Origin of the sequence: Polynucleobacter aenigmaticus (assembly GCF_002206635.1) — a bacterium.
Lineage (GTDB): Bacteria > Pseudomonadota > Gammaproteobacteria > Burkholderiales > Burkholderiaceae > Polynucleobacter > Polynucleobacter aenigmaticus.
The window spans coordinates 111,540-137,568 of the sequence record NZ_NGUO01000009.1; the positions used below are offsets into that span (position 1 = coordinate 111,540).

Annotated in this window: 21 protein-coding genes; 11 read left to right on the forward strand and 10 right to left on the reverse strand. The window is 46.4% G+C overall.

From position 1 onward, the window contains the following. Positions 1–14: 14 nt before the first annotated feature. From CBI30_RS06035 to xth, 6 genes are all read left to right on the forward strand, one after another. Positions 15–875, forward strand: a complete 861-nt coding sequence (locus CBI30_RS06035; protein WP_240553515.1) for an EI24 domain-containing protein — start codon at positions 15–17, stop codon at positions 873–875. Continuing rightward, a complete protein-coding gene (locus CBI30_RS06040; protein ID WP_088527411.1) occupies positions 868–1,728 on the forward strand; it encodes a competence/damage-inducible protein A in 861 nt (286 codons plus the stop codon). The genes CBI30_RS06035 and CBI30_RS06040 overlap by 8 nt, the downstream gene beginning before the upstream one ends. A 200-nt stretch (positions 1,729–1,928) precedes the next feature. Continuing rightward, positions 1,929–3,344: a type I glutamate--ammonia ligase gene (glnA, locus tag CBI30_RS06045; protein WP_088527412.1), complete on the forward strand. Its 1,416-nt coding sequence runs from the start codon at positions 1,929–1,931 to the stop codon at positions 3,342–3,344. A gap of 11 nt (positions 3,345–3,355) precedes the next feature. Further along, positions 3,356–4,492 (forward strand): nitrogen regulation protein NR(II), encoded by a 1,137-nt coding sequence (gene glnL / locus CBI30_RS06050; RefSeq protein ID WP_088527413.1) that lies wholly within the window; start codon positions 3,356–3,358, stop codon positions 4,490–4,492. Then, positions 4,489–5,940: a nitrogen regulation protein NR(I) gene (ntrC, locus tag CBI30_RS06055; protein WP_088527414.1), complete on the forward strand. Its 1,452-nt coding sequence runs from the start codon at positions 4,489–4,491 to the stop codon at positions 5,938–5,940. Before glnL ends, ntrC begins: the two co-directional genes overlap by 4 nt. After that, positions 5,933–6,778, forward strand: coding sequence for an exodeoxyribonuclease III (gene xth, locus CBI30_RS06060; protein WP_088527415.1), 846 nt, complete (start codon positions 5,933–5,935; stop codon positions 6,776–6,778). The genes ntrC and xth overlap by 8 nt, the downstream gene beginning before the upstream one ends. Here xth and CBI30_RS06065 read toward each other — a convergent pair. The 4 genes from CBI30_RS06065 to CBI30_RS06080 are packed head-to-tail and all read right to left on the reverse strand — an operon-like array spanning position 6,775 to position 13,050. Beyond that, positions 6,775–8,904: a M3 family metallopeptidase gene (locus CBI30_RS06065; protein WP_088527416.1), complete on the reverse strand. Its 2,130-nt coding sequence runs from the start codon at positions 8,902–8,904 to the stop codon at positions 6,775–6,777. The two genes, xth and CBI30_RS06065, sit on opposite strands and share 4 nt — an antisense overlap. A 55-nt stretch (positions 8,905–8,959) precedes the next feature. After that, positions 8,960–9,823 carry a bifunctional methylenetetrahydrofolate dehydrogenase/methenyltetrahydrofolate cyclohydrolase FolD gene (folD, locus tag CBI30_RS06070; RefSeq protein ID WP_088527417.1) on the reverse strand — a complete coding sequence of 288 codons (864 nt, stop codon included), beginning with the start codon at positions 9,821–9,823 and terminating at the stop codon, positions 8,960–8,962. A 6-nt stretch (positions 9,824–9,829) separates the two neighbouring features. After that, positions 9,830–10,477 carry a response regulator transcription factor gene (locus CBI30_RS06075; RefSeq protein WP_088527418.1) on the reverse strand — a complete coding sequence of 216 codons (648 nt, stop codon included), beginning with the start codon at positions 10,475–10,477 and terminating at the stop codon, positions 9,830–9,832. 38 nt (positions 10,478–10,515) lie between these two features. Continuing rightward, positions 10,516–13,050 carry a PAS domain-containing sensor histidine kinase gene (locus CBI30_RS06080; RefSeq protein WP_088527419.1) on the reverse strand — a complete coding sequence of 845 codons (2,535 nt, stop codon included), beginning with the start codon at positions 13,048–13,050 and terminating at the stop codon, positions 10,516–10,518. A 203-nt stretch (positions 13,051–13,253) separates the two neighbouring features. On the opposite strand from CBI30_RS06080, the gene aceE reads away from it, so the two are divergent. The 3 genes from aceE to lpdA are packed head-to-tail and all read left to right on the forward strand — an operon-like array spanning position 13,254 to position 19,040. Beyond that, positions 13,254–15,950: a pyruvate dehydrogenase (acetyl-transferring), homodimeric type gene (gene aceE / locus CBI30_RS06085; RefSeq protein WP_088527420.1), complete on the forward strand. Its 2,697-nt coding sequence runs from the start codon at positions 13,254–13,256 to the stop codon at positions 15,948–15,950. 15 nt (positions 15,951–15,965) lie between these two features. Next, positions 15,966–17,252: a dihydrolipoyllysine-residue acetyltransferase gene (gene aceF, locus CBI30_RS06090; protein ID WP_088527421.1), complete on the forward strand. Its 1,287-nt coding sequence runs from the start codon at positions 15,966–15,968 to the stop codon at positions 17,250–17,252. A 9-nt stretch (positions 17,253–17,261) separates the two neighbouring features. Further along, the gene (lpdA, locus tag CBI30_RS06095; RefSeq protein WP_088527422.1) at positions 17,262–19,040 is read left to right on the forward strand and encodes a dihydrolipoyl dehydrogenase; all 1,779 of its coding nucleotides are present in this window, start codon (positions 17,262–17,264) and stop codon (positions 19,038–19,040) included. 150 nt (positions 19,041–19,190) lie between these two features. On the opposite strand, the gene CBI30_RS06100 is transcribed toward lpdA, so the two are convergent. Then, a complete protein-coding gene (locus CBI30_RS06100; RefSeq protein ID WP_088527423.1) occupies positions 19,191–19,757 on the reverse strand; it encodes a phasin family protein in 567 nt (188 codons plus the stop codon). Positions 19,758–19,964: 207 nt separating this feature from the next. Between CBI30_RS06100 and CBI30_RS06105 the strand changes: the two genes are divergently transcribed. Further along, positions 19,965–20,852 (forward strand): DMT family transporter, encoded by an 888-nt coding sequence (locus CBI30_RS06105; RefSeq protein WP_088527515.1) that lies wholly within the window; start codon positions 19,965–19,967, stop codon positions 20,850–20,852. 110 nt (positions 20,853–20,962) lie between these two features. After that, a complete protein-coding gene (locus tag CBI30_RS06110; RefSeq protein WP_088527424.1) occupies positions 20,963–22,003 on the forward strand; it encodes a serine hydrolase in 1,041 nt (346 codons plus the stop codon). 34 nt (positions 22,004–22,037) lie between these two features. Here the strand turns inward: CBI30_RS06110 and CBI30_RS06115 are convergent, their stop codons facing one another. The 5 genes from CBI30_RS06115 to CBI30_RS06135 all read right to left on the reverse strand — a co-directional run bounded on the left by CBI30_RS06115 (position 22,038) and on the right by CBI30_RS06135 (position 26,022). Continuing rightward, positions 22,038–22,844, reverse strand: coding sequence for an IclR family transcriptional regulator (locus CBI30_RS06115; protein ID WP_088527425.1), 807 nt, complete (start codon positions 22,842–22,844; stop codon positions 22,038–22,040). Positions 22,845–22,926: 82 nt separating this feature from the next. Beyond that, positions 22,927–23,958: a quinone-dependent dihydroorotate dehydrogenase gene (locus tag CBI30_RS06120; RefSeq protein ID WP_088527426.1), complete on the reverse strand. Its 1,032-nt coding sequence runs from the start codon at positions 23,956–23,958 to the stop codon at positions 22,927–22,929. A 9-nt stretch (positions 23,959–23,967) separates the two neighbouring features. After that, the gene (locus tag CBI30_RS06125; protein WP_088527427.1) at positions 23,968–24,714 is read right to left on the reverse strand and encodes an arginyltransferase; all 747 of its coding nucleotides are present in this window, start codon (positions 24,712–24,714) and stop codon (positions 23,968–23,970) included. Then, the gene (gene aat, locus CBI30_RS06130; RefSeq protein WP_088527428.1) at positions 24,711–25,448 is read right to left on the reverse strand and encodes a leucyl/phenylalanyl-tRNA--protein transferase; all 738 of its coding nucleotides are present in this window, start codon (positions 25,446–25,448) and stop codon (positions 24,711–24,713) included. The genes CBI30_RS06125 and aat overlap by 4 nt, the downstream gene beginning before the upstream one ends. A gap of 13 nt (positions 25,449–25,461) precedes the next feature. After that, entirely contained in the window at positions 25,462–26,022 is a 561-nt protein-coding gene (locus CBI30_RS06135; RefSeq protein WP_088527429.1) for an NUDIX hydrolase, read from the reverse strand. Positions 26,023–26,029: the final 7 nt, after the last annotated feature.

Below are 26,029 nucleotides of genomic sequence, written 5' to 3' on the forward strand. Positions count from 1 at the left end.
AATATATGGATAGCATGCAACAAGTATTTAAGTCTTTTGGCTTGGCTTTGGTTGGTACTATGCATCCAAAAATGCTTTGGTTGAGCTTCCGCCCATTTCTTATTATTTCTGTTTTGTGGGGTTGTTTAATTTGGCTTACTTGGACGCCCGCCTTAGAAATGCTCAGTATTTTTTTAACGACCTCAATGTTTACAAGCTGGATTCAGGATGTTTTGATCTGGGCAGGATTTGAAAATGCGAGAGCGTGGATTGCGCCTCTCTTTTTTGTCATGCTACTCATTCCCTCAATCTCGATTAGCTTATTGGTCTTCATTGCATTTACAACTGTGCCGGCGATTGTAAAAATCGTTACTCGTCAACATGCGTATAAGGATATTGAGAGGAAAAAGGGTGGCGGTTTATTTGGTAGCTTCCTCTATACCATTTGGTCAGCATTAATCTGCTTGACTCTAGTTATATTGACATTACCGGTGTGGTGGATACCTCCATTGGTAGCGGTCCTACCGCCATTACTCTGGGGTTGGTTAACGATGCGCTTGATGTCTTATGACGTCTTAGCTCAACATGCCAGCACCCAAGAGCGAGACACCCTCTTGCACCAACACCGTTGGCCACTGCTGGCCATGGGTATTGCGTCTGGCATGCTCGGTGCTGTGCCCACTTTCTTTTGGGCGACATCTGCTTTGGCTTTGGTGTTATTTCCAATTGTGAGTTTTGTAGCGCTCTGGATCTATTCCTTAATTTTTGTATTTGCTGCACTCTGGTTTACGCATTATTTGCTCGAAGCATTAAAAGAGTTGCGCAGAAATGAATTGGATCAATCTTTAAATATTGAGGCGCGTGTAATTGATATGGAGCTCCCGTACCATGGTTGATGCATTTAAGAAGCTTGCTGTTGATGTACCTGATGTGAAGGCGCGTCGTTTTGGTTTAATTGTGATTGGTGATGAAATACTGTCTGGGCGCCGTCAAGATAAACACCTCAGTAAATTAATTGAACTCCTGAATGAGCGTGGACTGAGTCTTTCTTGGGCTAAATATGTCGCAGATGATCCCGAGCACATCACCGCAACCCTGAAGGATAGTTTCGCTAGTGGCGATGTAGTCTTTAGTACCGGCGGCATTGGCGCCACTCCGGATGATCACACTAGGCAGTGCGCTGCTTTAGCGCTTGGAACAAAAACTCAATTACATCCGACTGCACAAGAGTTGATAGCAGGACGTATCCAGTCGATGGCTGAAGGCGATCCCATTAAGGCGGATCTGAGTAGTCCTGAGAACCAACACCGCTTCAAAATGGGTGAGTTCCCTCTGGGTAGTGACATCATCCCCAATCCCTATAACCAGATCCCTGGCTTCTGTATTCGGGAACACTATTTTGTTCCAGGATTTCCAGTCATGGCTGCTCCGATGATGGCTTGGTGCTTAGATACCCACTATCAGAATCTATTTCATGGTGAGAACTGGGCGGAACAGAGCTTCATTGTGCCTAAGGGGATTGAATCGACCTTAACGCCTTTAATGGAGCGCATAGAGGCAACTTTTCCTGGGGTTAAGGTGTTTAGCCTTCCATCTGTTGGGGATGCATCAAAAGGCGGTGTTTATGCTGAGCGCCATATTGAATTGGGCATTAAGGGGAACGCGAATCTACTAGAAAGCGCATGGATTGCGCTTCGTGCAGGTACTGAGGCCTTGGGTTATGTGATTCACGATATTCCGAAATCTTAATTAGCACTAATTTGGTGCAATTAACGTATTTTTAGGTTTTTAGGGGGGTATTTCAGCACTTAAATAGTGCAATAATGACTGTTCCCGCTTGTTTGCTTCAGTAAATTAGATACATCCCAAGGGCATATTTGATGCCTGGAATGAACAAGGGTGTACACCTTAAGTTTGTATTCCGAATTTAGTTAATAGAGGAGATTTGCATGACGAAGACCGTCGCTGATGTGATGAAGTTGGTTAAAGAGAAAGAATGTACTTTCGTTGATTTCCGCTTTGTAGATACAAAGGGTAAAGAGCAGCACACAACAGTACCTATTTCCCATTTTGACGAAGACAAATTTGAGAGCGGTCATGCGTTTGACGGTTCATCTATTGCTGGCTGGAAAGGTATTGAAGCATCTGACATGTTGTTGATGCCGGATCCAACAGCTTGCTATATCGACCCATTCTATGAAGAGTCAACATTGGTGATCACATGTGATGTGATCGAGCCAACCGATGGCAAAGGTTACGATCGTGACCCACGTTCTATTGCTAAGCGTGCTGAGTCTTATTTGAAAAGCACTGGTTTAGGTGACACAGCTTATTTTGGCCCAGAGCCAGAATTCTTTATTTTTGACGGCGTCCGTTGGGGTGCTGACATGCAAGGTTGTTTCGTAAAAGTTGAATCTGAAGAGGCTCCATGGTCTTCAGCAGCTGAAATCGAAGGTGGTAATACTGGTCATCGTCCAGGCAAAAAAGGCGGTTACTTCCCAGTTTCTCCAGTAGATTCATTCCAAGACATGCGTTCTGAAATGTGTTTGATCCTCGAATCATTAGGCATTCCTGTTGAAGTTCATCACCATGAAGTTGCTGGTCAAGGCCAAAACGAATTGGGTACCAGGTTCAGTACATTAGTACAGCGTGCTGACTGGACCATCTGGCAGAAGTATGTTGTTCAAAACGTAGCCCACGCTTATGGCAAGACAGCAACATTTATGCCTAAGCCAATCGTTGGCGACAATGGTTCCGGTATGCACGTTCACCAATCTATTTGGAAAAACGGCGAGAACTTGTTTGCTGGTAACGGCTATGCTGGTTTGTCAGAGTTCGCATTGTTCTACATTGGCGGCATCATCAAGCATGCTAAGGCATTGAATGCAATTACTAACCCAGGCACAAACTCATACAAGCGTTTGGTTCCAGGCTTTGAGGCTCCAGTGAAATTAGCGTACTCTGCCCGTAACCGTTCTGCTTCGATTCGTATTCCGCATGTCTCTAGCCCTAAAGGCCGTCGTATTGAGACTCGCTTCCCTGATCCATTGGCTAACCCATACCTCTGCTTCTCTGCATTGATGATGGCTGGTTTAGATGGTGTTCAGAACAAGATTCACCCAGGTGAAGCTGCTGATAAGAACTTGTATGACTTGCCACCAGAAGAAGATGCAAAGATCCCAACCGTTTGTGCAAGCTTGGAAGAAGCATTAGAAGCCTTGAACAAAGATCGTGAGTTCTTGACTCGTGGTGGTGTCTTTACGGACTCTATGCTTGACGCATATATCGCATTGAAGATGGAAGATGTCACACGTTTCCGTATGACAACTCATCCGATCGAATTCGATATGTACTACTCCCTGTAAGCGAGGGGGAAATGTTGAGCGCAGGTCCATTGCGCAATTCGTTCAAAGGGGCAGCTTCGGCTGCTCCTTTTTTTCCGACATTGCTTGACCAGATGCCTAATGCCATTGTGGTATTTGAGGCAGAGAGCCAACAATTGGTTTACGTGAATCCAGCTGCAGAGTCAGCATTGGATCTTTCTCGTAAGTCGCTTGAGGGTCAGTCTGTGCACAACTTGTTTGGAGATAACGAGTCGCTTAAGCTCATGATTGAAGAGATTAAGGCTGGACATGTTTCCGCTCAACGCCAAGAAGTGGTGTTGCATTCTTTACCTGGAAGTATTCATCAAGAGTCCACTCCTGCGCACGTGGTAGTGGCAAGCCTTGAGGATCCCTCACTCATCATGATGGAGTGGTTTCCTATTGATCAGCAATTGCGCAGTGAGCGTGATGAACGAGTGACTCAGCAGGTTGAGGCAAATAAACAGTTAATGCGTAACTTAGCGCATGAGATTAAAAACCCATTGGGTGGTATTCGTGGCGCTGCTCAATTATTGGAGTTCGAGCTGCCAGAAAAAGGCTTGCGCGAATATACCCAAGTCATTATTAAAGAATCCGACCGCCTTCAGAATCTGGTAGATCGGCTACTAGCACCGCATCGTAAAGCGCATGCTATGGAATCATTTAACGTGCATGAAGCATTGGAGCGCGTGCGTAGCCTAGTCTTGGCAGAGTTTCCTAAAGGCTTACGGATTATTCGTAACTATGACACTAGCCTTCCGGATTTGCTGGGTGATCGCGAGCAGTTAATCCAAGCAGTTTTGAATATTGCCCACAATGCTGCCCAAGCTCTTACAGATGAAATTGCCCAAGGCATTGCTCAAATTGAATTGAAGACCAGGGTGGCTCGCTCAGTCACTATTTCAAAGCAGCGCTACAAGATGGCAATGGATTTGCATGTCATTGATAACGGGCCTGGTATCCCTGAAGATATTCGCGAGCGGATTTTCTTTCCATTAGTTTCTGGTAGAGATGGGGGTAGTGGCCTGGGTCTCACCTTGGCTCAAACTTTTGTACAGCAGCACCAGGGTTTTATTGCTTGTGACAGCCGTCCTGGACGGACTGATTTTCAAATTCAAATTCCTTACCGTAGGCAGGAGAAAGCATTATGAAACCCGTTTGGATCGTGGACGATGATCAATCAATTCGCTGGGTGCTAGAAAAAGCACTCACTCGCGAGAACATCCCACACAAGAGTTTTTCCAATCCCAATGACGTGCTCAATGCCTTGGAAAAAGAGGCGCCTCAGGTATTGATTTCGGATATTCGCATGCCGCGTGGCAATGGCTTGGATCTTTTGCAAAATGTAAAAGAAACTCACCCGATGCTTCCCGTCATCATCATGACTGCATACTCTGACTTGGATTCAGCGGTATCGTCTTTTCAGGGTGGCGCATTTGAATACCTCACTAAACCTTTTGATATTGATAAGGCGGTAGAGTTGATCCGTCGTGCGATGGAGCAAAGCGAGCGTAATCAGTCCGGCAACAAAGAGATTAACGGTTGGAGACAAGACTCCACTGAAATTATTGGTCAAGCCCCAGCAATGCAGGAGGTCTTCAGGGCGATTGGTCGCCTTGCCCAGTCCCATTCAACGGTATTAATTACTGGTGAATCTGGAACAGGTAAAGAGCTGGTGGCTCAAGCTTTGCATAAGCATAGTCCTCGCGCCAAAGGCCAATTCCTTACATTTAGTACTGCTGCAGTACCTAAGGATTTATTGGAATCAGAATTATTTGGCCATGAACGTGGAGCATTTCAAGGGGCATTAACTTTACGTCGTGGCCGTTTTGAGCAGGCCGACGGCGGTACCTTATTTTTAGATGAAATTGGTGAAATCCCATTTGATTTACAGACTCGCTTATTGCGCGCGTTAACTGATGGTCATTTTTATCGCGTTGGTGGACAGGACCCCATCAAGGCAAATGTCCGCATTATTGCGTCGACCCACCAAAATCTAGAGGCGCGGGTTGCTGCTGGCGCTTTCCGTGAAGACTTGTTGCATCGCTTAAATGTGATTCGTTTGCGCATGCCTTCCTTGCGCGAGCGCGCAGAAGACATTCCTGTATTGGCTCGTCACTTCATGCTGTCCTGTGCAAAATCTTTGGGTGTTGAGTGCAAAAAACTCTCTGATGAAGCTTTAAAAGATATTAGTGCAATGCCGTTTCCTGGCAATGTTCGCCAATTAGAAAACCTCTGCCATTGGTTGACTGTAATGACGCCATCTAATGTCATTGGTGCTGGCGATTTACCTGCGGATATATTGGCCGAAGCAAGTGGTCAGCCTGTTGTGTTGCAAGGAGAGTCAGACCCCGCTAATCCAACGGTCACACGAGGTGGGGCTGTTGATTGGGAAGGCGGACTAGGGCGCTTAGCAGTCAAAATGCTTCAGGATGGCGATACGGGAGTTTATGACGCCCTATGCTCCAAATTTGAAAAGGCTGTTCTACAAGCTGCACTCGAGGTTACTCGCGGCAGACGTGTCGAGGCTGCGCAGCGTCTTGGAATTGGTCGCAATACGATTACACGTAAGTTGCAGGAGTTGGGGATAGATGACTGAGTTAGTGCGAATAGCCGCCTGGAATGTTAATTCAATCAAGGTGCGTTTACCCCAAGTCTTGAGATGGTTGCAGGATCAAGAAAAAGCGAAGAAGCCAATCGACGCTTTATGTCTTCAAGAGCTAAAGTTAACGGATGATAAATACCCGCATCGCGAGTTAGAGGAGGCTGGCTACCTTAGTCTAGCTGCCGGACAAAAGACCTATAACGGCGTTGCTATTATTGTTCGCAAAGCTGCATTGGCACCTATGGCATCTGACTTGGAAACCGCTTTCTTAAAGCCTGTTAGAAATATTCCAGGTAATGCAGATGAGCAGCAACGCATCTTGGCGGCCACAGTATGTTTTAAAGGAATGCAGCCTGTTCGATTGGTATCAGCTTACTTTCCCAATGGCCAATCGCCGGATAGTGATAAGTTTGTTTACAAGTTAGGGTGGCTTAAAGCGCTTGAAGCTTGGCTAAAGGATGAATTGAGCCAGAATAGTCGCCTCGCATTATTAGGCGACTTCAATATTGCACCTACCGATGTCGATGTATATGATCCCTCGAAGTGGGTTGGTCAAAATCTGGTATCTCCGCCTGAGCGAGAAGCATTCCAAAGGCTGATTGAGTTGGGCTTAACGGATTCTTTCCGGATGTTTGAGCAAGCTCCCAAATCATTTAGTTGGTGGGATTACCGCATGATGGGCTTTAGACGTAATGCTGGAATGCGGATTGATCACATCCTGCTAAGTGACGCTTTAAAAGAGAAATGCAGTGCGAGTCTGATAGATAAAGAGCCTCGCACTTGGGAACAGCCTTCTGATCACGCTCCCGTCATCGCAGAAATTAAAGCCTAGGTAGCCAATCCACCGTGACGAAGTAGCGCGTCAATACTGGGCTCTCGTCCCCTAAAAGATTTAAAGGATTCAGCAGCAGGGCGACTGCCACCGACTTCCAAAATTTCTTTTCTGTAACGCGCCCCTGTCTTGGGATCAAGCACACTGCCAGTGAGTTTTGCTGCCTCCTCAAAGGCCGCATAAACATCGGCGGATAGTACTTCAGCCCACTTATAGCTATAGTAACCAGCCGCATAGCCACCTGCAAAAATATGGCTAAATGAGTTAATCCAACGCGAGATCTCGGGTTGCGGAATGATGTTGTATTGATCGGCTATGACTCTTGAGGCATCGAGTACGGCTTGACCTTTTGCCCCTTCAGTATCAAAGCTCGAATGTAAGCGCCAATCCGTTAATGACATCACGATTTGACGTAGGGTGGCTAAACCATTTTGATAATTCTTAGCGGCTAACATTTTGTCAAAGAGCTCCCGAGGCAATGTTTTGCCGGTTTCAACATGAGCAGTCATTTTTTCTAAGACTTCCCACTCCCAGCAGAAGTTCTCCATAAATTGACTTGGCAATTCGACTGCGTCCCACTCAACACCATTGATGCCAGAAACACCTAAGGCGGCAACTTGGGTGAGAAGATGATGTAGGCCATGACCACTTTCATGAAAGAGGGTGATCACATCATCGTGGGTAATGGTTGGTTGGCGTAATACGCCATCCACTTTTACTGGAGGAGCAAAGTTACATACTAAATAGGCAACTGGAATTTGTATTTCCCCATTTGGCAGCTCTCTACGACCGCGAGCATCATCCATCCATGCCCCACCACGCTTTCCTGGGCGTGCATAGGGGTCTAAATAGAAGTAGGCGACGATCTGATCCTGGCAATCCTTTACTGAAAAGGATTGAACATCGGCGTGCCAGGTGGGTAAGTTGGCAGAATCAATTTTGACGTCAAATAGCGTCTGGATCACTCCGAATAATCCATCCAATACTTTAGGTAGAGGGAAATATTGCTTGAGCTCATTCTCGGAAAAAGAGTAGCGCGCTTGCTTTAAGCATTCAGCGGCAAAGGGAATATCCCAAGGTTCAAGTCCATTAGGCAGGCCTAGCTCTGCAGTTGCAAAATCACAAAGCTCTTGCCAATCTTTCTGGGCAAATGGTTTTGCTTTAATGGCAAAGTTGGTCAGAAAGAGATCTACCTCTTCTACGGTATTGGCCATCTTTGGTGCCAAGCTTAAATCCGCGTAACTAGAAAATCCCAGCATGCGAGCTTCTTCATTCCGGAGGCGCAGTTGATCCAGCATGTTTTGCGTATTGTCCCAATCGACCTTAGCTTTTGCGTATTGCGACGCTAATTCTGATGAGCGCGTTACATAAGCCTGGTACATCAGTTGACGGAGTTCTCTATTCTCGGAGTACTGCATTACCGGGTAGTAGGAAGGAAAGTGTAGGGTGAACGCCCAACCTTGCAGATTCTTTTGTGTCGCCAAGTCAGCGGCTGCTGCGATAGCATCTTCTGGAAGCCCAGCTAAATCAGAAATATCTTGAAGCACATGCACAAATCCATCTGTTGCATCCAAAACATGATCTGAAAAAGCTTTTCCTAGCAGAGCTTGTTCATCCTGAATTTCTGAAAAACGTGGCTTTTGTGAATCTGAAAGCTCTGCACCTCCCAGACGAAAATCCCGCAATGAGTTTTCAATCACTTTTTTCTGGGCAAGATTCAATGTAGAAAAGGCATTGCTTTGATTCAGATCCTTGAACTTTTGGTAAAGCGCGAGATTCTGTCCCAAGCTTGAGAAGAAGGCGGTGACTTTAGGCATCATCTCGCCGTAGGCAGTGCGAAGCTCCGGTGTATCTGTAACGCTATTGAGATGGGAGATCACACCCCAAGATCTGCTCAAAGATTCAGTGGCATCCTCAAGGGGCTCGACTAAATCATTCCACTTTGCTGGAGTAGTGGGGTTGACTGCATGATCTACTGCATGTTGTGCTTGTTCTAGTAGAAATTCAATTGCGGGTGCAATGTCGCTAGGCCTTACGTCAGGGTAGGTAGCAATGCCTCTACCAAACGAAATTAATGGATTCTTTTGAAGTTCAGTGGAAAGCTTTAGGGATGTAGAGATAGTCATCCCTATAGCTTAATGGACGATAGAAAAATTTGCCAAATAGCGTGGCAATCAGACTCTACGGGTTAGATGGTTTAGATGCCTTTTCTGCTGCCTCTAAGGTGTTCATTAAGAGCATGGTGATGGTCATAGGGCCAACGCCACCTGGGACGGGCGTAATCCAGCCAGCAATGTATCTAGCAGCATCAAAGTCGACATCACCACATAGTTTTCCATCTGGCAGGCGATTAATGCCTACATCAATTACTACGGCCCCGGTTTTTACCATGTCACCAGTAATCATTCTTGGCTTACCAGTGGCAACTACCAGAATATCTGCATCCTTGGTATGGTGTGCCAGGTCCCGGGTCTTACTGTTGCAAATGGTGACTGTTGCTCCAGCTTGGAGCAATAACATGGCCATCGGTTTGCCAACGATATTAGAGGCGCCAACGATCACGGCACGTGCGCCACGAATGGGGTAATCAATGCTTTCTAAAATCTTCATGCACCCATAAGGAGTACAAGGCTTGAATTCGGGTTGACCGACCATTAAGGCGCCAGCATTAGCTACATGAAAACCATCTACATCTTTCTCAGGAGAAATAGCTTCGAGTACACGCTCTGCTGCAATGTGTTCGGGAAGGGGGAGTTGAACTAGGATGCCATGAATCGATGGATCAGCATTGAGCGTAGCAATACGGGCAAGCAATTCTTCTTCGCCCAACTCTACAGAGTAGCGCTCGAGCACAGAATGAAAGCCAACATCCTCACAGGCCTTTACTTTATTTCTGACATAAACCTGACTGGCAGGATTTTCGCCAATAACAATAACCGCTAACCCTGGTCTGATACCTTTCGCGGTAACAATTGCCCCACGCGCAGCAATTTCAGCGCGTAGTTTTTTAGAGAGGGCGACGCCATCAAGTAACTGTGCAGGCATGGGAAATTAATTTGGTTGTGGATCTGAGAGTGCTAAACGGAGGAGGTCGGCAACGGTATTCACATTGAGTTTTTCCATGATGTTGGCGCGATGCGCTTCTACCGTCTTAATGGAGATACCAAGATCGTCAGCAATTTGTTTGTTCAAGCGTCCAGCCACGATGCGTTCGAGTACTTGGCGCTCACGACCAGTTAGCTTACTTAATAGGCTTTGGGTAATCTTACGTTGACTTGCTTGTGAATAATCAATGCGTGCTTTAGCAAGCATTCGATCGACTAAGCCGCAAAGATCATTTTCTTTAAATGGCTTTTCAATAAAATCTACTGCACCACGTTTCATGGTGGAGACTGCCATCGAGACATCACCATGGCCAGTAATAAAGGCAACAGGCATTGGTAAGTTCTCACTAATCAAGCGTTCTTGCAATTCAAGGCCAGACATGCCTGACATTCGAACATCCAGGATGGCGCAAGAGATTGTGGACTTATCCGTGCTTTGCAAGGATTGCAAGAATCGTTCAGCACTGGCGTGACAGCGAACCACATAGCCATTACTTTCTAGCAGCCAGGTGAGGGAGTCACGAACTGCTTCGTCGTCATCTACAACATAAACTACTTCGGCTTGATTGGGTTTATTAGTAGCGCTGATATTCATAATGGCTCTCGCAGATAAATCTTAAAAAATTGCATAAATTAACTAGTAGCTTTAGAGCCCGGGGATTCTAGAGGTAATAGTATTGTAAAGGTGCAGCCAGATAGCTTTGTATGTTCCGCATCCATCTGATTTTTTGCCCAAAGGCGACCGTGGTGAGACTCGATGACTGACCGGCAAATATTCAAGCCCATACCCATGCCATCGCTTTTGGTGCTAAAAAAGGGCTCAAACATACGTTCAATGACTGATTGGGCGATTCCGCCACCGCTATCGGTCACTTGGATGCGCAGCATAGCGGGGAAGGTGCTCGTATCTAGATCTGCTGAAATTTGGACTGGGGGTGCTGACCAGCGTGAGGAAAGTGGGTAAACCTCTCTCACACTATCTAGAGAATTCTTGAGGAGGTTGACCAATACCTGCAGAATCAAGACGGGATCCAAGTCAACCAGCGGTAGATTTTTAGCAATCTCGGTGCTGATGCTCAGGCGATGGCGGTGCGCTTCAATCTCCACTAAACCAACCGCATCGCTAATAATTTCGCTGATATCACAAGATTTACGTTGTGGTTCACTACGCTTCACAAAGCCCTTGATGCGCTGAATAATCGTTCCGGCCCTATGTGCTTGATCAGATGCCTTTTCTAATGCCGGAAGGATGTCTTTTTGTAGATCTGGATCTATATGCCCCTGTAAGCGTTTTGCCACACCCATGCAGTAGTTCGAGATCGCGGCAAGAGGCTGGTTTAATTCATGGGCTAATGAAGAGGCCATTTCACCCATAGTTGTTAAGCGGCTTGTAAATTGCATGCGCTCTTCTTGTTGACGAGCTAAATCATCCGCCTCAATACGAATCGTGATGTCAGTTGCAATCAGAAGTTGTGCTAGATGCCCATCTACCCACGGGACAAAACGTCTACGAACCTCATACCACTTTGAGGTTCCCGTGGCCTCATCGAGTAGTTGAATTTCTTCTGATTCAGACTCCTTATATAAGAAGGAGGGGGGAATATTGGTAGTTGCAGTGTTATCAGATTCTTCCAATAGAGCTTGCATCGTATTTTGAATGATTTCACCGCCAGCCAATGCAAAATGGCCCTTAGAGGTATTGTCAAAACGCTCACGATAAAAACGATTTGCAAATAACAATTCGCCAGTTTCGTTTGACACTACTGAAACTGCCGCATCCAAACCCTCTAACACTGTCACGAAGCGTTCTTGTGATGCCGCCAACTCTTCACGAATTTTCTTCGGTTCAGAAATGTCGATTAAAGAGGTAACCCAGCCAGTTTGGGTTCCTTTTTCATTGATCAATGGTGCGATAAAGGTGCGCGTTTGAATGACTGTGCCATTGCGATGCAATATTGAACCTTCAATACCAATTTTCTTCTCTTGACTCATGGCGAGCTCGAGAGCTCTATTCATTTTCTCATTGAGCTCACCTCTTAGCCCTTCAGGCCAAAAGGCAAAAGGGGGGTTTTGTCCAATAAGCTCTTTGGCGGACCAACCTGTCATTTCGCAAAATGCTGGGTTAACATAGGTAATTGTTTTATTCATATCGTGAGCGCGGATACCAACGGGGGTTGAGTTTTCCATGGCGCTACGAAAATTGGTTTCTGCGCGAAGATTGGCTTCGGCTTCTTGGCGAACCTGCATTTGCTTTAATACCGACCACAGACTCCAAATCACAAATGCGCTTAAGCCCAGTACTACACCAATCAACATTCTAAAAGAGAGGTTAGTAGCGGGTGGGTAAGTGTCAATGCGCAAGCTTAGATTTGGGCTGAGTACTCCAAGATCAAGACTAGTTTGGTTGCTAAAAGCGCGCTTTGGCGTATTTTTATCAGATGAAATCGCAAGAATTTTTTCACTATCGGTAATTAATGTGAATCGATACTGTCCTTTAAGCTCCCCGGGGATCATTTCGAGCACACCCTGCGTTGTATAAAGTACTGCAACCATTCCCTTTATCTCGCTCCCGTAAATCTGAGGAACTGCTTGCCAAAATACATTGCGGATTTCTTTTGATATGAGCTCATCGCTTGGAACCTCCAACGATATAAATTGACTAAAGGCTGGTCTATTTGTTGCGGCGCTTAATTCAATTGTTTTTTTCAGCGCCTGGTTCAGGACGCTAGCATTTTCCGGTTTGTTGAACCAATCCGTCTTCAAGTTGTCCATTGGAATTTTCCACTGGCGCTGTGCGGTTTCATTGATCCAAATAATTTGCGCTATTTCATGATTGCTTTGCAGTAAATTTTCTGCCTGAATTACGACATTCTCTTTTGCTTTGGCGGATTCACTTGAAATAATGTAGTCCCTACCGATCGATTGCAAAACATCAGTGTTATTTGCAAAGCGTAATTGAATGCGTTGTTTTGCAAAAGAGAGCTCTCTAAATAGGGCTGCTTCTTGCTGGCCTTTTTCCTGAAGTTGCAGGGTACCCATAATGACCCCCATGACTACGGTAAAAAGCATAATGGCTATTAATGGGGTGTAGATAAGCTTAAAACTCCGCATACGACGGAGCCACTTCACAGGCTTAAGCTGCCAGATTGAAAGTACGATTTTTTTCATGTAATCGGCTTATTTTGCCTGATTAGCAGCCTTATCCGCTGTATTTACAAGAAATCAAGAATCTATTTGCATTGCAACAAAATACCATATAGTGAGAAATACTATCATTATGTGAAAAATTGCTTGTTTACACCCATAGACCTTCCTAGAATATTGCCTATAAAGTAGACAAATAACATCGATGTAACCAATGGAGGCAGTTTATGGCAGCAGTTCCAGATCAAATTTTGGGTAGCGCAGGCAAGCAGGATGCGGATCCAGGTGAAACCCAAGAGTGGTTGCAGGCGATAGATGGCGTAATTCGGAATGAGGGTCCAGCAAGAGCTGCTTATCTCATTGACCAACAAATTTCTCACGCACGAGTTAATGGTGTGAACCAACCATTCCATGCTGAAACGCCCTATATCAATACGATTCCAGTAGAGCAGCAAGCGCGCCTACCTGGTGATCAAAATGTAGAGCATCGAATTCGTTCTTACACGCGTTGGAATGCGATGGCGATGGTTTTGCGCGCCAACAAGGACACCAACGTTGGTGGGCACATTTCATCATTCCAGTCTGCAGCTACTTTGTATGACGTAGGTTTCAACCATTTCTGGCATGCACCATCTCCCGACCATGGTGGCGATCTCATATTTGTTCAAGGACACTCTGCGCCTGGCGTTTACGCCCGCGCCTATATGCTCGGACGTTTGGCAGATGAGCAGTTAGATAACTTCCGTCAAGAAGTAGGCGGCAAAGGTATTTCTAGTTACCCGCATCCTTGGTTGATGCCGGATTTCTGGCAGTTCCCGACAGTGTCCATGGGCCTAGGCCCAATCATGGCCATTTATCAAGCGCGTTTTATGCGCTACATGCAGGACCGTGGATTTATTAAATCTGAAGGTCGTAAAGTCTGGGCCTTTTTGGGTGACGGTGAAACAGATGAGCCGGAGTCACTCGGCGCAATTGGCATGGCCGGTCGCGAAAAATTAGACAACCTAATTTTTGTTGTGAACTGTAACCTGCAACGCCTTGATGGCCCCGTGCGTGGAAACGGCAAGATTATTCAAGAGCTCGAAGGCGAATTCCGTGGAGCAGGTTGGAATGTGATTAAAGTAGTTTGGGGTGGTAATTGGGATGCTTTGTTCGCGCGCGACAAAAAAGGCATCTTGATGCAGCGTCTTGGCGAAATTGTCGATGGCCAGTACCAAACTATGAAGTCTAAGAACGGTGCCTATGTTCGTGAGATCGTATTTAATACACCCGAGTTAAAAGCTTTGGTAAGCGATTGGAGTGACGATGAGATTTGGCAGCTCAATCGTGGTGGCCATGATCCCCATAAAGTATTTGCAGCCTTTCATTCGGCTGTAAATCACAAAGATCAACCTACTGTTATCTTGGCTCACACCATTAAGGGTTACGGCATGGGTGGTTCTGGTGAGGCGATGAACATTGCCCATCAAGCAAAGAAGATGAATGCGGATGACGTACGCCGTTTCCGTGATCGCTTTGAGATCCCCGTTAAGGATGAGCAGTTAGATGAAATGCCTTTAGTGAAGTTTGCTGATGGCAGTCCAGAGCTTGAATACATGAAGGCCCGCCGTCAAGAGTTGGGGGGCTATCTTCCGCAACGTCGCATGAAGGCTGAGAGTTTGCCGGTACCCGCCTTAGATGTTTTTGCCCCATTGCTTGAGGCTACATCGGAAGGTCGCGAGATCTCCACAACCATGGCATTTGTCCGCATGCTCAATATGATTGTGCGGGACAAGGTTCTTGGAAAGCGCGTAGTACCGATTGTTCCTGATGAGTCACGGACTTTTGGTATGGAAGGTATGTTCCGCCAGTTGGGTATTTGGAGTCAGTTGGGTCAGCTTTACACCCCTGAAGATCATGATCAATTGATGTTCTACAAGGAAGACAAGACTGGCCAGATTTTGCAAGAGGGCATTAATGAAGCGGGCGGTATGTGCGATTGGATTGCTGCTGCAACTGCCTACTCGACCCATGGCGTGCCGATGTTGCCTTTCTATATCTTCTACTCCATGTTTGGTTTCCAGCGTATTGGAGATTTAGCTTGGGCTGCAGGCGATATGCGTAGCCGTGGATTCTTATTGGGCGGTACTGCTGGGAGAACCACTTTAAATGGTGAAGGTTTGCAGCATGAGGATGGTCATAGCCAGGTGTGGAGTGCTGCTGTTCCAAACTGCATTAGCTACGATCCTTCATTCTCTTTTGAGGTTGCGGTAGTTATTCAGGATGGTATGCGTCGTATGCTTGCAGACCAGGAGGATGTCTACTACTACATCACCTTGATGAATGAAAACTACGCCCATCCAGCGATGCCAAAGGGTGCCGAGCAAGACATCATTAAGGGCATGTACAAGCTGAAATCTGTTGGCGATGCCAATGCGAAATTACGCGTACAGCTTTTAGGTTCAGGCACGATCTTCCGTGAAGTTATTGAGGCTGCTGAAATCTTGTATAAAGATTGGGGTATTGCTTCTGATTTGTGGGGTTGCCCAAGCTTTACTGAGTTGGGTCGCGACTGGACTGCTGTTCACCGTAACAATCTGCTTAATCCAGCAACCACACCAGCTCTATCTCATGTGGAGAATTGCCTCAAAGATACCGTCGGACCAGTCATTGCTGCAACTGACTATGTGCGCTTATTTGCTGAGCAAATTCGTCCGGCCATTCAACATATGGGTCGTCGTTTTGAGGTATTGGGTACAGATGGTTTTGGACGCTCTGATACTCGTGAAAAATTGCGCGACTTCTTTGAAGTGGATCGTCGTTGGATTGCTCTCACCGCATTACGTTCTTTGGTTGATGCTGGTCAGCTTGATCGCCAAAAGCTTGCCGAAGCAATTAAGAAATACGACATCGACACCGCTAAACCAAATCCAATGACGGTTTGATAAGAGACAGATAATATGAGCCAACTAATTGATATTAAAGTCCCGGATATTGGGGATTACAAGGATGTGCCTGTCATCGAGGTTTTAGTAAAAGCCGGTGACCGTGTTGAAAAAGAGCAGTCTATTGTTGTGTTGGAGTCTGACAAGGCGACCATGGATGTTCCCTCATCTCACTCTGGTGTGGTGAAAGAGGTCAAAGTTAAAGTAGGTGATTCGATCTCTGAGGGCGCTATTGTTCTCGTTCTCGAGGAGAGTGGTGAAGCGACGGCCCCGGCCGTAGCACAAGCCGCTCCTGCTCCTGCACCCGCTCCAAAAGTAGAGCCGCCGATTGTTCGTGCTCCAGCACCTCCGCCTGTGAGCAATACTCCGGTTGATGTAGACCCAACTGCAAGTCATGCCAGTCCTTCAGTGCGTAAGTTTGCCCGTGAACTCGGTGTGACTGTTCATCAAGTAAAGGGCTCTGGTCCTAAGGGAAGAATTACTCAAGAAGATGTGCAAGCTTTCGTAAAAGCCGCGATGAGTGGCGGAGCAGGAAGTGGCTCTAATGCATCTGGTGGCAGCTTAGGCGGTCTGAATTTAATTCCTTGGCCAAAAGTAGATTTCTCCAAGTTTGGTGATACAGAGCGTCAGCCATTGAATCGCATTAAGAAACTCACTGCTGCAAACCTCGGTCGTAATTGGGTGATGATTCCTGCGGTGACTTATCACGAAGATGCAGACATTACAGATCTAGAGGCATTCAGAGTTCTCACCAATAAAGAGAATGAAAAGCAGGGTCTGAAAATTACTATGCTGGCTTTCTTAATGAAGGCTGCTGTAGCAGCACTGAAGAAATATCCTGAGTTCAACAGCTCAATTGATGGCGATGACTTGGTATTGAAGAAGTATTTCAATATTGCGTTTGCTGCCGATACGCCAAATGGTTTAGTGGTGCCAGTGATTCGTGATGCAGATAAAAAGGGTATTTTTGAGCTTGCCCGAGAAACTTCCGAATTGGCTGCGCTTGCGCGTGATGGCAAATTAAAGCCAGATCAAATGCAGGGCGCTAGTTTCACTATTTCTTCATTGGGTGGTATTGGCGGTACTTACTTCTCGCCAATCGTGAATGCTCCTGAGGTGGCGATCCTGGGCGTGAGCAAGGCTGCTATGAAACCAGTTTGGGACGGCAAGCAATTTGTACCACGCTTAATTTGTCCATTGTCATTAAGTGCCGACCATCGCGTAATTGATGGTGCTTTGGCAACGCGTTTCAATGTCTATATTGCTCAGCTGATGTCCGACTTCCGTCGCGCAGCACTATAAGGGGAAGATATGGCTAAGCAAATTATTCTTGTTCCAGATATTGGCGATTATTCAGATGTACCAGTGATTGAAGTGCTCATCAAAGTAGGTGATGTCATTGAAAAAGAGCAACCACTGCTCGTTCTGGAATCTGACAAGGCAACCATGGAAGTTCCTGCGGATGCAGCTGGAACCATCCTTAGCATCTCTGTAAAGGCGGGCGATAAAGTTGGCAAGGGCAGTATCGTTGCTGAAATAGAAACAGGCGCTGCAGCAGCACCTGCTGCTCCTTCTTCCGCTCCAATACCTGCGGCAGTAGCTGCCGCGGTGATCAGCGCCCCCATTGCTGGTCAATACAACGGTAAGGTTGATCATGAGTGTGAGGTGCTCGTATTGGGCGCCGGCCCTGGTGGTTATAGCGCTGCTTTCCGTAGCGCAGATTTAGGTATGAGCACAATCTTGGTGGAACGTTATTCAACATTAGGTGGCGTTTGCTTAAATGTGGGTTGCATTCCTTCCAAGGCTCTATTGCATACGACTTCAGTTATGGATGAAGTCAAAACGATGTCTAAACATGGCATTAGCTATGGCGCCCCCAAGATTGAGATTGATCAACTGCGTGGCTATAAAGATTCCGTCATTGCAAAACTCACTGGTGGTTTAGCGGGTATGGCTAAAGCACGCAAAGTTACGGTAGTGCGTGGATTGGGTCACTTCTTGGATGCAAATCACGTTGAGGTTGAACTTACTAAGGGTGATGGCCAGGATCTGGTGGGTCAAAAAGAAGTCATTCGTTTTAAGAAGGCGATCATTGCAGCGGGTAGCCAGCCAGTAAAGCTTCCATTTTTGCCTGAAGATCCACGTATTGTGGATAGCACTGGCGCTTTATTGCTCAAGAGTATTCCAAAACGCATGTTGGTTATTGGCGGCGGCATTATCGGCTTAGAGATGGCTACTGTGTACAGCACCTTAGGCTCACGTATTGATATTGCCGAAATGATGGATGGCTTGATGGCTGGCGCTGATCGTGATTTAGAAAAGGTTTGGGAGAAATTTAATGCCGGCCGATTCGAAAAAATTATGCTTAAGACGCGGGCTGCTAAAGCAGAAGTAAAAGCCGATGGCATTCAAGTCAGCTTTGAGGGAGAAAATGCTCCGACAGAACCGCAAACCTATGATCTCGTACTGGTTGCAGTAGGGCGCACACCTAACGGCAAGAAGATTGATGCGTCAGTTGCCGGCGTCATTGTGGATGAGCGCGGTTTTATCCCAGTCGACAATCAAATGCGCACTAATGTAAATAATATTTTTGCAATTGGTGACATTATTGGTCAACCTATGCTCGCTCATAAAGCTGTTCATGAAGGTCACGTTGCTGCAGAAGTTGCTGCTGGTGAGAAATCCTATTTCGATACCAAACAAATTCCTTCGGTTGCTTATACCGATCCAGAAGTAGCTTGGGCTGGTTTGACGGAAGAGCAATGTAAAGCGCAAGGAATTGCTTATGAAAAAGGCTTATTCCCGTGGGCTGCCAGCGGTAGAGCGATTGCGAATGGTCGTGACGAAGGTTTCACGAAATTAATTTTTGATGCTACAAGCAAGCGCATTATTGGTGGCGGAATTGTTGGAACTCACGCAGGTGATTTGATTGGCGAAGTTTGCCTTGCCATTGAGATGGGTGCGGATGCGGTTGACATTGGTAAAACCATTCACCCACATCCCACTCTAGGGGAGTCTGTTGGTCTTGCTGCAGAAGCTGCTCATGGCCACTGCACTGATTTACCGCCAGTGAAAAAGAAAGCGCATTAATGCATCAATAATTCCGGCATAGCTGGATGAGAAAAAGCCCCGATCGCTGAACTGACTCACAAAAGTTGGACAGTTCAGAGATCGGGGCTTTTTTTGTGTCTACTTCAATACGAATGCTGCAGTATTTTGGAGTGCCTAAACTACTCGGAATTACTTCTTAGTACTAGTTTTACTTGCTGTCTTAGCAGCTGTTTTTACTGTTTTTTCAATAGAGCTCGTAGCATTGTTGAGATTGGTTTGTGCAACTTCAACTGCGTGCTTGACAGCCTTTTGGCTAGTTTCAAATACATTGGTGGCGGAAGCAATTGCTTGTTTCATGGCATTCACAGCAGCATCAGATCCTGCTGGTGCGTTATTGGTCCAGTCTTCAACTAAGGCATTGATTTTCTTTTGACCAGCTTGAAATTCTTTCTCAGCTGACTTGGTAAAGTTTTCTTGAGTTTCATGAGCCAGCTCATATAAATGACGGCTATAAGCCATGATTTTTTCAGCCATGGGTTGAACAGCCTCTGCTTGATGCGCGAGAAGTTGTTGAATATCTTTTACTTCTAATGCTTTTTTTGCGCTACTCATGCTGTCACTTAAGCTTTGCTTGGCAATGTGCATATTTAGCTCGACTAATTTCTCGATGCTTTTAAGTGCTTGATTTGTGAGGCCACTCAAAGTTTCTAAATTCGCTTTTTGCGCTGCCGCAATCTGTTCTGGTGTTAAGTTCATTTCAATCCCTTTCTTGTGGACTCTCTCTGTTTGCTCACTATGAGCTTTATTTATACATTATCAATCCCATGCAATTTCCATTTTATAGTATTTATATTGCATTGCAATATAAAACAATGCTTTCTCAAGCTTGGGACAGCGGAAATCAAAATGAGCCTAAAATCATCGATTACCTACAAAAAAACCCATATATTCAATAAGTTATCTATGAAATTGAAGCTTGACGGCCTGATTGCACCCTTGTTTGTATTAATTTGGAGTACTGGCTTCGTCATTGCGCGTTTGGCTATGCCGTACGTTGAGCCAGCAACATTCCTGTTTTGGCGATTTGCAGGCGTACTAATGGCTATGGCGTGCCTTAGTTTGGTATGGAGAATCAGTTGGCCGAGTTGGTCTCAGTTCAAACATATCGCTGTAGCGGGGATATTGCTGCAGTTTGGCTATCTACTGGGCGTATGGTTCGCAGTTCGCCTTGGTATGACCGCAGGACTGGTGGCAATCATTGTGGGTTTACAGCCCATCATCACTGCCTGGTTCGCTGCTTGGGTTTCGGAGAAGGTGACTGGACGACAGTGGATTGGTTTGGGTTTTGGATTTGCTGGTGTCGCATTGGTGGTGGTAGAGAAAATTGGTTTTGCCCATATACCGCTCTTTAGCTATGTTCTGGCATTTGCTGCCTTGCTTTCAATTACCTTTGGCACGTTGTATCAAAAGAAATTCTGCCCAGTATTTGATCTGCGTGCAGGATCCTCGATTCAGTTTGGTGTATCAGCTGTTCTTTGTTTTGCTTGTATGTACTTCTTTGAGTCTGGTGTCATGGTTTGGAATGCCTCTGTTATTGGCGCATTGCTATGGGCCATCTTTCCCCTATCGATTGGATCAATCAGCTTGCTATTTATGATGATTCGTAAGGGGGCAGCAACCAAAGTAACAAGTCTGCTCTATCTGACGCCTCCAACTACTGCTGCGATGGCATGGTTCTTGTTTGATGAGCCCTTCACACTAATGATGGCGGGCGGCTTGTTGCTGACCATGACGGGGGTGGTTTTGGTCAATCGAGGGCAAACAAGCACCGTGGCGACGATTGCGGAATAAGTGTGCCCTAGACACGGGCATTATTGAGCCCTACGCATGTAATAAGCGCGGTGTAGATAAAAAAGTTATTTATCATTCTGTATGTTAAAAGTTTTGGAAGGTAATTGGGGATGCATTTGAATCGATTTTGGCTCATAGTGGCCGTTGGCCTTGTGTCGTTTGGCGTCGCCACTTCTTTTCAGGCAAGTGCAGTCAGTAAAGATTCTCAAACCGCAAAGTCGACTAAGGTGTCAGCAAAGACGCCAGCTAAATCAGAAGTCAAGAAGACGGCAAAGTCTTCCAAGAAGCCCAAAGTTGTTCGTATTACCGTTACTCGCACTAGCGAGCCAGTGGTAGAGGCAAGACCTTCATTTGCAACTGCATTGGGTTTGCGTGGTCAGCATGATGACCTCAGCTTGAAGTCTAGCGTGGCTATGGTGGTTAATCAGGACACCAAGGAAGTTTATTTTGAGAAAAATTCCTCAGTTAGCCTGCCGATTGCTTCTATTACCAAACTGATGACTGCAATGGTGGTGCTCGACTCTAAATTACCGCTTAATGACACCATTGTGATTAATGCAGATGACGTTCATATTTATCGTAGCTCACGCCTTGCTGGCGGAACAGTATTGACGCGAGAAGAGGCTTTGTTGCTAGCTCTAATGTCTTCTGAGAACCGTGCTGCTTATACTCTTGGTAGAAATTACCCGGGCGGTATCCCAGCATTTGTTGATGCCATGAATCGTAAAGCGCGAGAAATTGGAATGACCCATTCCCATTTTGCAGATCCTACCGGCCTGATGAGCGAGAACGTGGCATCGGCCGAAGATCTAACGCGCATGCTGGGTGCTGCTTATCAATACAAAATGATTCGTGAGTTTTCTACTTGGCCAGATCTGACCATGGTGATTGCAAAGCGACCACAGAAATTCTTAAATACCAATCGCCTAGTTCGTGCTGGCGACATGAATATCGGCCTACAAAAAACAGGATTTATTAATGCGGCAGGTAAGTGTTTGGTAATGCAGGCCAGAGTGAATAACACACCCTTGCTATTAGTCTTCTTGGACTCTGTTGGGACGCAATCGCGCTTTGCGGATGCTGTGAGGGTGAAGGATTGGTATGAGCGTATGCCATCTGGAGAGCCTCAAGCTATTCGCCGCTTAATGTAAGCGATACAGCGGTACTGCGACTATATGAATGAGCTTAAGTTGACTTGGGTTTATAGCCCATGCCTTTTGAAATTTGCAGTGCGGTATCTTGCAATAACCGCAACCACTCTGCCTTGATGCGATCAGTAGGGGAGCTCAGCGAAAGGCCGGCAACTAATTTTCCGCTGTCATCAAAGATTTCGGCTGCCACGCAGCTCACACCCAACTCCAATTCCTCATTGTCACGTGCATGACCTAGTTGCCGTACTTGAGTGAGTTCAGAATCCAGTTTCCCTAATTCCGTAATGCTATTTCTGGTGTGACCGGCTAGGCCAGTACGAGTGACGTAGGCTCGAACCTGGCTTGCATCATCGCTGGCCAAAAATAATTTGCCAACTGAGGTTAAGTGGAGCGGGGCACGACCACCGATAGCTCGGACCACCTGCATGCCAGATCGCTCGCTATAAGCGCGGTCGATATAGACGATTTCATCGCCTTGGCGAACCGAAAGATTAATTGTTTCACCAGTGAGCTTATGTAAGGCTCTCATGGGTGCTTGCGCCGCCTCACGAACAGATAGACGCGCTTTTACTAGATTACCGAGTTCAAGTAACTTAAGGCCGAGCCGATACTTGCCACCATCACCACGCTCTACTAAACGACAGGCTACTAAGTCATTGAGGATGCGATGCGCTGTCGACGGGTGCAGATCCGTTTGCTCAGCGAGGTTTTTAAGGCTACTGGATTCTTCATGAACAGCGAGGGCGTCAAGTAGATTCATCAGGCGTTCAACTACCTGAATAGCTGTTTTACCGGCTTCCCCTGGAGTTTTAGGCGCTTTAATGGGCTTGCTCGTTGTCATGCTGTCAATTGTAGCGATTTTTATTTAAATTGCACAATATGAAATGTCATTTCAGCACTAAAGGAAAAGCTGGGGGAGGTGGCTAATTGCGTAAAGCAGTGACACATTCATTAATAAGGGCCGGCCCCTTGTAAATAAGTCCGCTATACAGTTGAACCAAGCTGGCACCAGCAGCCACTTTCTCCTGAGCATCTTTGCCAGAGAGGATGCCGCCAACGCCAATAATGGGTATTGAATCACCTAAATTTTCTTTGAGACTGTGGACTACTCGAGTAGATGCAAGGCGCACTGGAGCGCCAGAGAGGCCGCCGGCTTCTTGCCCAAACTCAAGGTCTTGAACGGTGTCGCGCGCAATCGTAGTGTTAGTGGCAATGATGGCATCAATGCCAAACTCCATTATGAGTTCGGCAATAAGCTTGATGTCATTTTCATCTAGGTCTGGTGCTATCTTTAAAAAGAGTGGCTTGCACACGCCGTATTGATCGCTAAGAGCTGCACGAGCCAAATGCAGTGAGCCAAGCAAGGAGCGAAGCATTTCCTCTCCCTGGAGAGCACGCAAATTCTGAGTGTTTGGTGATGAGATATTGACCGTAATGTATGAGGCCACCTCATAGACCGCTTCCATTGCGGTCACATAGTCGCTAGCAGCGTTTTCAATGGGTGTACTTGCGTTCTTGCCAATATTTAAACCAACAATGCCACCATTTTGCCAATAAGCAGAATTGCGCACACGCTTTACGCAAGCGTCGACACCATCATTGTTAAAGCCCATACGGTTAATAATTGCCTGCGCTGCTGGAAGGCGGAACATCCGCGGCTTAGGATTACCGGGTTGCGGTTTTGGGGTAACGGTACCAATTTCTAAAAAACCAAAACCCAAGGCGCCTAGCGCATCAATATGCTTACCATCTTTATCTAATCCAGCAGCTAGGCCAACCGGATTGGGAAAGGTGATACCGCAAAGAGTGCGTGGGTCTGGAGTTGGTTGCTGGACCAAGCGACGTAATAGTCCCCAGCGCTCAGCGCGGTCTAAATTACTCAGCGTGAGATTATGGGCCCGCTCCGGATCTAAGGAGAACAGCCAAGGACGAAGGAGTGGGTAGCTATCGATCATGGGTTGATATTATGGCCCAATGATGGGTTGCCAGTGGTCATCAATCAAACCTTCAATAGGCTGAAACTTAGCCTTATAGGACATTTTTTCACTATTCTCAATGTAGTAACCCAGATAGAGATAAGGAAGGTCTAGCTCTAAGGCCTGCTGAATTTGCCACAGAATGCTAAAGCTTCCATAGTTAGCTGAGCTGCTATCCGTATCAAAGAAGGTATAGACCGAAGAGATGCCTTGATCCAAGATATCAATCATGCTGACCATGCGCAAGCGACCTGGGTGAGGATCATGCTGGCCATCGCGAAACTCTACAATTCTGGAGTTAACGCGACTTTGTAATAAAAACTGCATGTACTGATCTTGATTATCTTGATCCATATCGCCGCCGGCATGTCGCTCATTTTGGTAGCGTTGATATAGTTGATAGTGCTCCTCTTGATAGCCTAGGTTGAGGACGCGGACATCTAGTCCAGCATGTTTTTTCCAGGCGCGTCGCTGGCTGCGGTTGGGCTCAAAGTGTTTGACCGGAATGCGAGTGGCTGTACAGGCATTGCATTCATCGCAGTAGGGTCGATAAGTATATAAACCACTGCGACGAAATCCAGCATTAACTAACTCGCCATATAAATCTGCATGAATTAAGTGTGATGGTGTTGCGACTTGTGAACGAGCAGTTTTGCCGGGAAGATAGCTGCATGGGTAGGGCGCTGTTGCATAAAACTGCAGCGCAGTGAGCGGAAGTTCTTTTAATTGGGTCATAGCCAGTGACGCAAAATCTCTTTATTCAGTTTCCAAGGAATCTCTATATTAGTTTGCTTTAAGGCAATCTGCAGATGTGATAAAAATTCATCTCGAGAAATGGGCGCTGCCCCTAGAGAATCCAGGTGTGCAGTCTCTTGCTGGCAGTCGATCATTGCTACATGGTGTTGATTACACCAAGCGGCAAGAGTGGCCAATGCAATTTTGGAGGCATCTGTTTGGTGGCTGAACATGGATTCGCCAAAAACCATACCGCCAAACGCAACGCAATATAGGCCACCAACGATGCACCCATCTTCCATTACTGCAATGCTATGGGCATGACCTTGTTCATGTAGATTGGTATATGCATCCATGATTTCATGGGTAATCCAAGTGCCATCTTGATCTTTTCTTCTGGCGGTGGCGCAGGAGCGAACGACGGCACCAAAATCTTGATCAACCAAGATTTCCTTCCGAGAGTCTAACAAAAAATGCCGAATAGTTTTCTTGAGTGAATCATGGCACTTAAAGTCGACAGGCTTTAATACCATCCGGGGGTTAGGTGACCACCATAAGACGGGTTGGTTATCTGAATACCATGGAAATATCCCCATTTGGTATGCACGAGCTAATTGCCCTGGATAAATTCGATCACTGACTGCAATTAAGCCTGGAACGCTGGGGTCGGGATCCTTGCAGTGAATAGGATTGGGAAAGTCATCTTGCGCTCCCAGCCAACGGATATTGCTCATATGCTTTTGGTGTCTAAATCTTTTCTGATGGAAGAATATCTCTACTGCGAACACTAAATTCATTCTCAGCATCAAAAATCCCTGCAGCACGATCCGCAAAGTACCACTCTAGAGTCTGTTTTACCGTAGGAAAGGCAATTTCATTCCAGGGGATATCTTGCTCATGAAAGAGGGCGACCTCCAAACTTTCTTCACCAGCATGAAATTCTGGAGAAGTCATATTGGCTAAGTAGAAGAGATGGACTTGCTCTGCATGAGGAACATTTAGCAATGAATAGAGGGGGCCAATATCAACAATTGCACCAGCTTCTTCTTGTGTTTCTCGAGCTGCTCCAGCGCTAGTGCTTTCACCAAGCTCCATAAATCCAGCGGGCAAGGTCCAGTAACCGTGTCTAGGCGCTATCGCACGCCGACACAACAGTATTTGATTCTCAAATACCGGGATGCTACCAACAACATTGCGTGGATTAAAGTAATGAACCACTCCACAGGATTCACAAACATGGCGCTCCCGTGAATCATCCGCGGGGATCTTCATGGTGATGGGCGAAGCGCAATGCGAGCAAAACTTCATGCGGACT

What these genes read in the sequence shown, in the direction of transcription:
- CBI30_RS06035 (WP_240553515.1), top strand. Translation starts at nt 15, where the DNA reads ATGCAACAAGTATTTAAGTCTTTTGGCTTGGCTTTGGTTGGTACTATG.
- CBI30_RS06040 (WP_088527411.1), top strand. Translation starts at nt 868, where the DNA reads ATGGTTGATGCATTTAAGAAGCTTGCTGTTGATGTACCTGATGTGAAG.
- glnA (WP_088527412.1), top strand. Translation starts at nt 1,929, where the DNA reads ATGACGAAGACCGTCGCTGATGTGATGAAGTTGGTTAAAGAGAAAGAA.
- glnL (WP_088527413.1), top strand. Translation starts at nt 3,356, where the DNA reads ATGTTGAGCGCAGGTCCATTGCGCAATTCGTTCAAAGGGGCAGCTTCG.
- ntrC (WP_088527414.1), top strand. Translation starts at nt 4,489, where the DNA reads ATGAAACCCGTTTGGATCGTGGACGATGATCAATCAATTCGCTGGGTG.
- xth (WP_088527415.1), top strand. Translation starts at nt 5,933, where the DNA reads ATGACTGAGTTAGTGCGAATAGCCGCCTGGAATGTTAATTCAATCAAG.
- CBI30_RS06065 (WP_088527416.1), bottom strand. Translation starts at nt 8,904, where the DNA reads ATGACTATCTCTACATCCCTAAAGCTTTCCACTGAACTTCAAAAGAAT.
- folD (WP_088527417.1), bottom strand. Translation starts at nt 9,823, where the DNA reads ATGCCTGCACAGTTACTTGATGGCGTCGCCCTCTCTAAAAAACTACGC.
- CBI30_RS06075 (WP_088527418.1), bottom strand. Translation starts at nt 10,477, where the DNA reads ATGAATATCAGCGCTACTAATAAACCCAATCAAGCCGAAGTAGTTTAT.
- CBI30_RS06080 (WP_088527419.1), bottom strand. Translation starts at nt 13,050, where the DNA reads ATGAAAAAAATCGTACTTTCAATCTGGCAGCTTAAGCCTGTGAAGTGG.
- aceE (WP_088527420.1), top strand. Translation starts at nt 13,254, where the DNA reads ATGGCAGCAGTTCCAGATCAAATTTTGGGTAGCGCAGGCAAGCAGGAT.
- aceF (WP_088527421.1), top strand. Translation starts at nt 15,966, where the DNA reads ATGAGCCAACTAATTGATATTAAAGTCCCGGATATTGGGGATTACAAG.
- lpdA (WP_088527422.1), top strand. Translation starts at nt 17,262, where the DNA reads ATGGCTAAGCAAATTATTCTTGTTCCAGATATTGGCGATTATTCAGAT.
- CBI30_RS06100 (WP_088527423.1), bottom strand. Translation starts at nt 19,757, where the DNA reads ATGAACTTAACACCAGAACAGATTGCGGCAGCGCAAAAAGCGAATTTA.
- CBI30_RS06105 (WP_088527515.1), top strand. Translation starts at nt 19,965, where the DNA reads ATGAAATTGAAGCTTGACGGCCTGATTGCACCCTTGTTTGTATTAATT.
- CBI30_RS06110 (WP_088527424.1), top strand. Translation starts at nt 20,963, where the DNA reads ATGCATTTGAATCGATTTTGGCTCATAGTGGCCGTTGGCCTTGTGTCG.
- CBI30_RS06115 (WP_088527425.1), bottom strand. Translation starts at nt 22,844, where the DNA reads ATGACAACGAGCAAGCCCATTAAAGCGCCTAAAACTCCAGGGGAAGCC.
- CBI30_RS06120 (WP_088527426.1), bottom strand. Translation starts at nt 23,958, where the DNA reads ATGATCGATAGCTACCCACTCCTTCGTCCTTGGCTGTTCTCCTTAGAT.
- CBI30_RS06125 (WP_088527427.1), bottom strand. Translation starts at nt 24,714, where the DNA reads ATGACCCAATTAAAAGAACTTCCGCTCACTGCGCTGCAGTTTTATGCA.
- aat (WP_088527428.1), bottom strand. Translation starts at nt 25,448, where the DNA reads ATGAGCAATATCCGTTGGCTGGGAGCGCAAGATGACTTTCCCAATCCT.
- CBI30_RS06135 (WP_088527429.1), bottom strand. Translation starts at nt 26,022, where the DNA reads ATGAAGTTTTGCTCGCATTGCGCTTCGCCCATCACCATGAAGATCCCC.